The organism is Corallococcus sp. AB030, from assembly GCF_003668965.1.
In the GTDB taxonomy this organism is placed as follows: domain Bacteria; phylum Myxococcota; class Myxococcia; order Myxococcales; family Myxococcaceae; genus Corallococcus; species Corallococcus exiguus.
The window spans coordinates 1-10,503 of record NZ_RAWQ01000284.1 but is presented as its reverse complement, the minus strand read 5'-3'; the positions used below and the strand labels follow the sequence as shown (position 1 = coordinate 10,503).

Below are 10,503 nucleotides of genomic sequence, written 5' to 3'. Positions count from 1 at the left end.
GGGGACGGGGGATGCAGGGCGCATGGGGGCAGGGTGCTCAAATGAGGGCAAGGCCAACGGCCCCCGTTATATAGGGCGCCCTCATGTCCCTCGACCTCAAGCGTGTGGCCTCCGAGCCCCTCACTTCCGCCGCCCCCCTGGTGGAAGAGCTTCGCAAAGGGGAGAAGCCCCGGACCCAGCACCGCCTGGGGCTGGAGCACGAGAAGTTCATCTACCCCGTGGGGTCCGCCCAACCCGTACCCTATGAGGGACCGAACGGAGTGGGTGCCCTGCTGGAGCGCATCGCCCCGGGCGGCTACGAGCCCTTCCGGGAGACGCCCCAGTCGCCGGTCATCGCGCTGCAGCGCGGGATGGCGGCCATCTCCCTGGAGCCGGGCGGGCAGTTCGAACTGTCCGGCAGCCCCTTCCACACGGCGCGGGAGGCGCATCAGGAGAACCTCCAGCACCTGAAGGAGACGAAGGCGGCGGCGTCCGCGCAGGGCCTGCGGCTGGTGGCGCTGGGCTACCGGCCGGTGGGCACGACGGGCGAAATGCCCTGGATGCCCAAGACGCGCTACCAGGTGATGCGCCGCACGCTGCCGGAGCGCGGCCGGCTGGCGCTGAACATGATGCTGATGACGTCCACCGGGCAGGTGTCGCTGGACTGGGCGGACGAGGCGGACTGTGTGCGCAAGACGGTGGCGGTGGCGCGCCTGTCGCCGCTGCTGGTGGCGCTGTACGCCAACAGCCCGCTCCTGGAGGGCAAGCCTTCCGGCTACATGTCCTTCCGCAGTCGCGTCTGGGAAGAGGTGGACCCCACGCGCTGTGGCTACCTGCCGTCCTGGTTCGACGGCTCGTTCTCCTATCAGGCGTATGTGGACTGGGCGCTGGACGCGCCGCTCTTGTTCCTGCGCCGCGAGGGCGAGTACCGCCACCCGAAGCTCACCTTCCGCCAGCTCATGAAGGAGGGCTACGAGGGCCAGCCGCCGGACATGGGGGACTGGACGGACCACCTGTCCACGCTCTTCCCGGAGGTGCGGCTGAAGAAGGTGCTGGAGGTGCGCGGCGCGGACAGCGCGAGCGCGGCCATGACGGGGGCGCTGGGCGCTCTCTGGCGCGGCATCCTCTATGACGCGCAGGCGCTGGAGGAGGCGGAGCTGCTCCTGCCGCGGCTGAACTTCACCGAGCACCTGGCCTTCCACGACACCGCGCGCCGCGAGGGCCTGGCCGGGAAGCTGGGGCCTCGCGAGCTGCACCGGCTGGCCGGGGAGATGGTGGCCATCGCGAAGCGGGGGCTGCAGCGGTTGGACCCCGAGGACGCGCCGCTGCTCGCGCCGCTGGAGGCGGTGGCGGCTTCGGGCCGGTCGCCGGCGCAGGCGGTGCTGGACGCGTGGAAGGAAGATCCGCGTCCGGAAGTGCTGATGACGCGCTTCGAGCTGTGAGGACGTGGCGCGCCCGCGGGAGCCTTGCGTCCCGCGGACGCGGAGCCGGCTAGAAGCGGCCGCCCACGGTGAGGTTGCCGTTGAAGAGGCTGCCCTTGGCCTCCTCGGTGGTGCCGGGGACGGTGGTCAGGTCCTCGCTACCGACGAGGCGGTAGGTGGCGCGCACGCCGGCGGACAGGTGGCCCAGGCGGTATTCGATGCCCGCAGCCAGCGGCAACTCCGTCTGCCAGTCATTGCCGTAGATGGGCGCGGAGCCTGAGGACGCGTGCAGGAAGCTGAGGCCGAAGCCCGCGCCCACGAAGGGGTGCCACTTGTGGTCGACGACGGGGCCCAGCTTGCCCATGAACGTGCCGTTGTTGCGCCAGATGTGGTTGCCGCCGAGGACGCGGGCGTCATCGATGGGGATGTTCTGGCCTTCGTAGCCGACCTCCACGCCGATGTACTTCCAGGGCTGGGCGTTGGCGGTGATGTTGAACAGCCCGCCCACGCCCGTCTCGTCGCCCAGGTCGCCGGTGAAGCCGCCCAGGCCCACGCCCACGTCCAGGCCGGCCGTGGAGTCCTCTTCGCTGAAGCTGAGCTTGCGCGACACCTCGCTCGCATCCACCGCGAGGGCTGGCCCCGCCACGCACGTGCCGGCCACCACCAGTCCTGCCACCATCGAAGTCCGTCTCATGACCAGGTTCCTCCCGCTAGAAGTGTGGGACCTGGAATGGAAGCTGGGACGACAGGGCCTGACAGCACACCCGCCCTGTGGACGGAGCCAGGAGGCCGAGGGCCTCAGCGCCGGCCGAAGAGCTTCTTCAATCCGGAAAGCAGGCCGCTCGGCCGGGCTTCTGGTTCGGTGTGGAAGGGCGAGCGGGCGATGAGTGCATCGCGGGAGGCGTCGTCCAGCTCCTCCGCCGCGAGCATCACCGGCTGCCGCTTCGCGCCGGGCAGGGTGGCGCTGAAGGCGAGGGTGCCGTCGGTGGACAACTCCAGGTGCACCTCCACCTCGCCGGGGCGTTCCACGGAGAGGGTGAGGCAGCCGAGCCATTCGTTCTCCACGGCGGTGGCGGCGGTGCCCTGGAAGAAGGCGAGCGCCAGCGGACCGGGGCCGGTGATGGGGATGACGAGCGTCTTCGCGGTGGGCAGGCGGGTGTTGCGCTCCAGCACGCGGCGGAAGGTGCCGGCATCCTCGGCGACGCCGATGGGGGCGGTGAGGACCTCCGAGACGCTGGCGGCGGGCTTGCCGGTCTCCGACAGCAAGAGCGCGTGACCGAGCAGCGCGGCGCCGCGAACCACGGCGGTGCGGGCGTCCACGTCGTCGTCGCGCACGGGCACGCCCAGGCTCTCCTCCAGGCGGCGGCGCACGAGCGGTGAACGGGACTGGCCGCCCACGAGGAGCACGGCGTCCAGGCCTTGAGGGGACAGGGCGTTGGACTCCAGCACCTCGCGGGTGACGGAGACGACGCGCTGGGCGAGGTCGGCGGTGAGGGCCTCCATGCGCTCGCGGTCGAGCTTGGGGCCGGGGCCGGTGGGCAGGGTGACGTCCACGCTGTCCTGGGTGGAGAGGGTCTCCTTGGTGGACTCCGCGAGGGTGCGCAGGGGGCCCCAGTCGAGCAGGTGTTCGGGGCGGGGGTGGCCCTGTTCGGCGAGGTCGCTGACGAGCGCCTCGGCGATGCGGGCGTCGAAGTCCATGCCTCCGAGGGTGGGGTCTCCTCCGGTGGTGACGACCTCCAGGTCATCGCCGGTGACCTGCACGACGCAGACCTCCAGGCCGCCGCCGCCCAGGTCCACGACGAGGACGCGTTTGCGAGCGAGGCCCCGGCCGTGTGCGTACGCGAGCGCCGCGGCGGCGCTGTTGGTGAGCACGCGGGGCACGTCCAGGCCGGCCATGGTGGCGGCTTCGCGAAGGGCGGCGCGCTGGCGTTCGGTGAAGTGCGAAGGCGCGCAGAGCACGGCGCGCGTCACCTTGCGGCCCAGGTGCGTGGTGGCCGCCTGGTGCAACTCGCGCAGCAGCATCGCGGTGAGGAGGGTGGGCGCCACGTGGCGGCCATCGAGCTCCACGCCCGCGTCGCCATGGCGGTCGGTGGCGATGGGGAAGTGGAGTTGAGGGGAGAGCCAGCGCAGGTTCGGGGAGCGGGTGCGAATGCCGAGCAGGCGCTTGAGGCCGGTCGCGGCGCGGCGGGGTGCGCGGGAGGCTTCGACGAGCGCGGCGGCACCGACCAGGAACTCTCCGGCGCTGTTCACCGCGATGACGGAGGGAAGGCCCGAACCGTCGTTGCCGGGGATGGGGATGGGCGTGGCGACGCCGTCGATGAACGCGGCGACGCGCGCGTGTGAAGTGCCCACGTCGATGCCGAGCACGACCTCCGCCGCCGCGGGCGTGGTGACGGGCACGGGAGCCAGGTCGAAGAGCGTACGGCGACGGCTGCGCGCGGTGGCGGTGCTGCTCTGTGCGTCAGCGGAAGGCGGCGGCGCGGCTTCGTCGGTGCGCGGGGACTGGGGCGCGGTGGAGGTCTGGGTCGGCGGTTGTGACGAGGCCGTGAGAACAGATGCTGTGGCTTCGGTGGACCGTGGGGTTTCTGTCGCGGCCGATGCTTGGGGATTCGGTTGTTCCGATGCCGCGTTGCTGGGCGAGGAGGCTTCGCTGGAGCGCGGAGATTCTGTCGCGGCTGGTGCTTGTCCCAACGCCGTGCTGACGGGAGCGGTGGCTTCGCTGGAGCGCAGGGATTCTGTCGCGACCGATGCTTGGGGATTCGGTTGTTCCGCCGCCGTGCTGATGGTCGCGGCGGCTTCACTGGTGCGCGGAGATTCTGGCGCAGCCGATGCTTGGGGATTCGGTTGTTCCGACGCCGCGGTACTGGGCGCGGTGGCTTCGCTGGAGCGCGGAGATTCTGTCTCGGCCGATGCTTGTCCCAACGCTGCGCTGATGAGTGCAGCGGCTTCATTGGAGCGGGAGGACTCTGGCGCAGCCGATGCTTGAGGATTCGGTTGTTCCGACGCTGCGCTGAGGGTCGCGGCGGCTTCACTGGCGCGCGGGGATTCTGTCGCAGCTGATGCTTGAGGGGGCTGGGGTTCCGAACCCGTGCTGATGCGCGTGGCGGCTTCGCTGGCGCGCGGGGGCTCTGTCGCGGCCGGTGCTTGGGGGGACGGTTGTTCCGACGTCGCGCTGATGGGCGAGGTGGCTTCGCTGGAACGAGGCGGCTGCTCCGTGGCGGATGCCTGCTGCGAAGGCGTACTGACCTGTGCGGTGGTTTCGCTGGCGGCGGGCTGTTGCTCCGAGGTCGAGCTGTCCGCACCGGAATCTTCGTGCTCCACGGCGGATTCGCGCGGCGATGGTTCCTCGGCAGTGCTGCCCAGAGCGGCGGCTTCGGTGCCGCTGGGGGCATTCGCCGCGGTGTGCTGTGTGGCTTCGCCCGATGCGACCGGTGACGCGGAGGCGCTGGTGGAAACCTGGAGGGGCGCCGATTCCTCGACGGGCAGCTTCGTGTCGGACGCGAGCGCATTCGAGGCGTCCAGGGCCGCCGGGGTGGACACCGTCGGTGGCGGAGTCTCTTCGGGGGGCGGTGCTACCGGGGATGCGGACCGCGTCTCTTCGTGGGACCCCGCAGCCAGCACAGAAGCGAGTGCCTCATCGTGCTCTGGCGCTTGGACCGACGCCGATTCGAGTTCGGGCGAAGCATCCACCGCGGGCGCGGCCACTGCCGGGGTCGTGTCTTCGGATGCAGAGGAGCCGACGAGCGCCGTCCAGGCATCCTCGGTCGGCAGCTCGACCACGACGACTGTCGATGCGTCCTCCTCGTCCATCGGAGGCGCGGAGACGGGCTCGGGCACAGGGGCCGAACTCGCGGTAGGAGCGGCCGTTGAAGTCGTGACGGCTTGCGTGTCGCGCTCGGGCTCGTCGGTGTCCGTGGCTCCGACAGCTTGTTCAAGCGCCGCGCTGAATGGATCCACGTCCTCCGAGTCTGTGCTGAGCGCGCGCGGAAGGGAGTCCGGATCGATACCCCATGCGCGAAGGCGCTCGGCCTCCCGTTGGCTCGGCGTCGTGAACGGCTCTGGAGGAGGGGGCGTTTCCTTCGGAGCATCCTCCGAATGGAACCCCACGGGCTGCGACGTCGCCTGGGGAAGGTCTTCTACGACGTCGGAGTCCGTGACTGCCGGAGCGGTCTCCGCCGTCGAGCCCTCGGCGGCGTCGAAGTCCGGGGCGGCCGGCAAGTGCTCCGCCGGCGGAAGCGCTGCTTCGGTATCGCCCCCCTCGGCATCGGAGGCCGACACCGTCCGAGCATCGTCTTCTTCCGAAGGCACCGTTGCCGCGAAAGAGGCGCCCTCGGTGTCGGAGTCCGGATCCCTCCATTCACTGCTCGCCTCTGAATGGAGCGGCTCCTGGGCGCTGACGGCGTCGGGGGCTTCTGAGGGAGCCCAGGAACTTTCTCCCGGAGGGAGCGTCGCGTCCTCGGCGTCTTCCGTCGCAGGGGAGTCCGGTGCGAACTGGGGACCGGGCTCCGCCGGAGCGGGGGACTCATCGGACTCCATGCTGAGGTCGACGTCGAAGTCGAACGACGAGCCGGAGTCCGCCTGCGTCTCAACGGACACGGCTGCCGCTTCCACGTGCGCCGGTTCCGCTGCGCCTGGCGTGTCCGCGAACTCGGAAGCCGTGTCTCCAGTCTCCTCCGTCGCGTACTCGGGGCTCCACCCGGAATGCTCGGGAGCATGCGCGGCTCCGAGCACGGCGTTCGGATCAAACGCGTCCACTGACGCGGGAGTGAAGTGGTGCGCGGATGCTTCGCCAGCGTCAGGCGCGCCAGATGCCTCTGTTGCCGGTGGAAGCGCTTCGTCCTCGCGTGCATCCGGAACGGAGGCGCCCCCATCAGCCGCCGCGGGCTGCGCTTCCACGCGACTGCCATCGGCCTCTGGAGTAGTCGATGCGTCCGCTGCCTGGACTCCTCTGGACGCAGGAGTCGTCGGCTGGACCGTGAACATCTCCTGGGTCGCCCGTTGTGGATCCAGTCCGACCGGACGCCTCCGTGGCTTCCGCAGGAAGTCCACCGACGGAAGGGGCGCCAGTTCCTCTTCTTCGTCGACCGCGTGCTCCGGAAACAGCGACACCGGGTCATCCGGTTCAGCCAGGTCCGGCGGCGGCTCCGCGACGGGCAGCTTCACGGCCGGCAACGTCATGGACGCCTTCGGCGGCGCGGCGCGTGTCCCCGGTTTCTCGAGGACCACCTTCGCCGGAGGCTCTACCGGTGCCGGCGCTTCAATGCCTGACGCAGGCCGTGCCGGATTCACGGCTGGAGTCCGTCGCACCAGCCCCGGCGGCGCCACCTCCATCCCGCTCCGCCGCGCGACGATGCGATCGATGAGCGCCTTGCTCGCCGCGTCCAGCTTGGTGAAGCGCACCGTCATCCCGGTCCGAGCACTGCCCGCGTCCGGCTGCGCCTTCAACACCACGCCTTCACCGCGCAACAGCCGCGTGCCATCCGCGAGGACGAACTCGAACGCCAGCCCCGTGCCTTCCGGCTTGAGTGCTCGCGTGGCCACGAACACTCCACCGCGCCCCACGTTCGAGCCATACCGCTCGATGAACTCCTCCTCCCCCGTGTACGGGAGTCGGATGCGCAGCGGGAGGAGCTTGGGGGCCGGCCCGGTCATCGCAAGGGGATCCGCACGTCCCCGCCGGAGCCCCGCACCACGAGCGCCAGCCCATCGTCTTGCACGGCGTCCGGCGGCACCTCGAACAGCAGCGCCACTTCCGTGCGCTGCGCGGGCGCCCACATGGAGGGCAGGGGCTTCGTGCCGGACACCGCCTGCGCGTCACGCGCCAGCGGATACGTCTGCCCCTTCGCGTCCGTGAGCTTCACGCCCTCCAGCGTCAGCGGCGCGGGCATCCCACCCACGTTCTGGGTGATGAGCTCCACGCGAAGGAACAGGTCCTCCGTCGTGAGGCTCAGCCCCGACTTGCCGGAGCCCTTCACCGAGTGCGACGCCTCCAGCCCCGTCACCTTCATCGCCACCGTGTCCACGTGCACGGTGTCGTTGCGCTCGGGCAGCCGCAGCTTGCGCGGCCCGCTGTCGCCCATGCCCGCGGCCAGGCCCGCCAGCTTCGACTCCTCCGGCTCGCGCTGGGCAGGCTGTGGACGCGCGGCCACGGCGCCGCCCTGCTTCACCCGGTCCGCCTCCGCGCGCAGCTTCTGGAGCGTGCGCGCGTCGGCTTCCTGTCCCTCTTCGGACGTGGAGGCTTCCTTCGTGCAGCCCCCCAACAGGAGGGCCGCCGTCAGGAACGCCAGGATGCGGGATGAAGCGCGAGGACTCACGCCGGGCTCGCGCCCTTCACCAACTCGAAGAGCTTCTCGAGCGCCACGGGCAGCTTGTCCGCGTCCGGGCCACCGGCCTGGGCCATGTCCGGCTTGCCGCCGCCCTTGCCGCCCACTTCCTTGGCCATCTCGCGAACCAGGTTGCCCGCGCTGATGCCCTTGGCGACGAGGTCCTTCGTGGCCGCCACCAGGATGACGGCGCGGCCGTCCTTCTCACCGCCAATGGCGATGATGCCCGACCCGATGCGGTCGCGCAGCTGATCCGCCATGCCGCGGAACACCTTGTCGTCCGCGGGGTCCACGCGCGTGGCCAGCACCTTCATGCCGTTGACCTCGCGCGCCTGGTCCAGGAGGTCCTTCTGCGAGGCCGACTGGGCCTTCACCGAGACCTCCTCCACCTTGCGCTCCAACTCCTTCACGCGCTTCTGGGTGGCCTCGACGCGGACAGCGACTTCCTTGGGGTTCGTGCGCAACAGCGCCGCGACCTTCTTGAGCTCGTGCTCCTGCTCGCGCACGAACTGGAGCGCGCCCACGCCCGTCACGGCCACGATGCGCCGCACGCCGGAAGCGACGCCGCTCTCGCTGGTGACCTTGAACAGGCCGATGTCGCCGCTGCGCTTCACGTGCGTGCCGCCGCAGAGCTCCGTGGACTCCGGGTGCACGGTGACGACGCGCACGGTGTCGCCGTACTTCTCACCGAACATGGCCACGGCGCCGGACTTCTTCGCGTCGTCCAGGTTCATGACACGCGTCTGCGCATCCGCGTTGTCGCGCACCCAGGTGTTGACCAGGTCCTCCACCAGCTCCAGCTGCTCCTGGGTGGCGGGGGAGAAGTGCGAGAAGTCGAAGCGCAGGAAGTCCGGCGCGACGACGGAGCCCGCCTGCTTCACGTGCTCGCCGAGCACGCGCTTGAGCGCCTTGTGCAGCAGGTGCGTGGCGGAGTGGTTCGCGCGGATGGCCTTGCGGCGCTCCACGTCCACGGACGTCTGCACCATGTCACCGACCTTGAGCGTGCCTTCCTTCACCTCCACGCTGTGGACGATGAGGCCCTGCACCGGGCGCTGCGCGTCCTTCACCTGCACCACGGTCTTGCCGCCGTGCGCGACGATGCGGCCCGTGTCGCCCTGCTGGCCGCCGGACTCGCCGTAGAAGGGCGTGCGGTCCAGCACGACTTCCACCGTGGCGCCCGCGGAGACCTGGGGCACCTCCACTCCGTCCTGCACCAGGGCGATGACGCTGCCTTCGCCCTCGTGGCCCTCGCCGTCGTAGCCCAGGAACTGGGTGGGGGCGGTGCGCGCGAGGACGGTCTGGAAGACCTCCGTGGTGCCCTTCTTGGTCTTGACGAAGTCGTCCTGCTCGTCGGCTTCCTTCTCCTTGATCTTGTTGAAGCCCTCCAGGTCCACGTCGTAGCCGCGCTCGCGCGCGATGATCTGCGTGAGGTCCCAGGGGAAGCCGTAGGTGCCGTGCAGCAGGAAGACGACGTCGCCAGCGAGGATCTTGCCGCCGGAAACCTGGAGCTTGGACAGCTCCTCGTCCATCAGCTTGAGGCCGCGGTCGAGCGTGCGGCGGAAGCCCTCTTCCTCGTGCTTGGCGACTTCGAGGATGAAGGTGCGGCCGTCGCGCAGCTCGGGGAACGCGTCGCCCATGAGCTCGATGACGCGGTCCACGACCTTGAAGAAGAAGGGCTCCTTGATGCCCAGCTGCGTGTCACCGTGGCGGATGGCCCGGCGCATGATGCGGCGCAGGACGTAGCCGCGCGCCACGTTGGAGGGCTGGACGCCGTCGGCCACGAGGAACGCGGTGGCGCGGGCGTGGTCGGCGACCACGCGCTGCGAGGCGCCGGTCTCCTGGGTGTAGGGCTTGCCGCACAGCTCGCTGACGGTGGCGAGGATGCCCTGGAAGAGGTCGGTGTCGTAGTTGGAGCGCTTGCCCTGGACGACGGACGCGATGCGCTCCAGGCCGGCGCCGGTGTCGATGGACGGCTTGGGGAGCGGGATGAGGGGCGCGTCCTTCTCCTTGCGTTCGAACTGCATGAACACGAGGTTCCAGATTTCGAGCCACCGGTCGCAATCACACGCGACGCCCTGGCACTTCCTGCCCGCGGCCTCTTCCACGCAAGGGATGTCGTCGCCCTGGTGGTAGTGGATTTCAGAGCAGGGGCCGCACGGGCCGGTGTCGCCCATGGCCCAGAAGTTGTCCTTGTAGCCGAGCTTCAGGATGCGGTCGCGAGACACGCCCTCCTTCGCCCACAGGTCGAAGGCCTCTTCATCCCAGGGGATGTTGTTCTCGCCGTTGAACACGGTGACGGCGAGCCGGTCGATGGCCAGGCCGAGCCGCTTCGTCACGAACTCCCAGGCGAACGAGATGGCGTCGGCCTTGAAGTAGTCGCCGAAGGAGAAGTTGCCGAGCATCTCGAAGAACGTGTGGTGGCGCGCGGTGTAGCCCACGTTGTCGAGGTCGTTGTGCTTGCCGCCAGCGCGCACGCACTTCTGGGACGAGGTGGCGCGGCGGTAGTCGCGCTGCTCACGGCCGGTGAAGACGTCCTTGAACTGGACCATGCCGGCGTTGGTGAACAGCAGGGTCTGGTCGCCAACGGGCACCAGCGAGGAGGAGGCCACACGGCGGTGGGCGCGCTCCTCGAAGAACTGGAGGAACGCCTCGCGGATCTGGGAGGCGGTGAGGGCGGAAGGCATGGTGTGGGTATATGCCACAAGAGGGCCGGGCGCAGCAGTTCCTGGACGGGTCATCCCCCCTGGGACGGGGCATGTAGGCAGGGCTGACGTCAGGAG

At 69.9% G+C, this 10,503-nt stretch carries 5 protein-coding genes; 1 reads left to right on the top strand and 4 read right to left on the bottom strand.

Going from position 1 to position 10,503, the window contains the following annotated elements; all coding sequences use genetic code 11:
* Positions 1-83: 83 nt before the first annotated feature.
* Complete coding sequence (locus tag D7Y15_RS39860; RefSeq protein ID WP_120599298.1) at positions 84-1,421, top strand: glutamate--cysteine ligase; 1,338 nt, start codon at positions 84-86, stop codon at positions 1,419-1,421.
* A 49-nt stretch (positions 1,422-1,470) separates the two neighbouring features.
* Here D7Y15_RS39860 and D7Y15_RS39855 read toward each other — a convergent pair whose 3' ends face one another.
* The 4 genes from D7Y15_RS39855 to alaS all read right to left on the bottom strand — a co-directional run bounded on the left by D7Y15_RS39855 (position 1,471) and on the right by alaS (position 10,407).
* Positions 1,471-2,094, bottom strand: coding sequence for an outer membrane protein (locus tag D7Y15_RS39855; protein ID WP_121755829.1), 624 nt, complete (start codon positions 2,092-2,094; stop codon positions 1,471-1,473).
* 104 nt (positions 2,095-2,198) lie between these two features.
* Positions 2,199-7,052, bottom strand: a complete 4,854-nt coding sequence (locus D7Y15_RS46150) for a TIGR02266 family protein (RefSeq protein WP_233605267.1) — start codon at positions 7,050-7,052, stop codon at positions 2,199-2,201.
* On the bottom strand, positions 7,049-7,714 hold the full coding sequence (locus D7Y15_RS39840; protein WP_121755828.1) for a hypothetical protein: 666 nt from the start codon (positions 7,712-7,714) through the stop codon (positions 7,049-7,051). The genes D7Y15_RS46150 and D7Y15_RS39840 overlap by 4 nt, the downstream gene beginning before the upstream one ends.
* Positions 7,711-10,407 carry an alanine--tRNA ligase gene (gene alaS, locus D7Y15_RS39835; protein ID WP_121755830.1) on the bottom strand — a complete coding sequence of 899 codons (2,697 nt, stop codon included), beginning with the start codon at positions 10,405-10,407 and terminating at the stop codon, positions 7,711-7,713. The genes D7Y15_RS39840 and alaS overlap by 4 nt, the downstream gene beginning before the upstream one ends.
* Positions 10,408-10,503 lie beyond the last annotated feature (96 nt).

Excerpts from the sequence above, each read along its gene's own strand:
- D7Y15_RS39855 (WP_121755829.1), bottom strand. The coding sequence starts at position 2,094 with ATGAGACGGACTTCGATGGTGGCAGGACTGGTGGTGGCCGGCACGTGC.
- D7Y15_RS46150 (WP_233605267.1), bottom strand. The coding sequence starts at position 7,052 with ATGACCGGGCCGGCCCCCAAGCTCCTCCCGCTGCGCATCCGACTCCCG.
- D7Y15_RS39860 (WP_120599298.1), top strand. The coding sequence starts at position 84 with ATGTCCCTCGACCTCAAGCGTGTGGCCTCCGAGCCCCTCACTTCCGCC.
- alaS (WP_121755830.1), bottom strand. The coding sequence starts at position 10,407 with ATGCCTTCCGCCCTCACCGCCTCCCAGATCCGCGAGGCGTTCCTCCAG.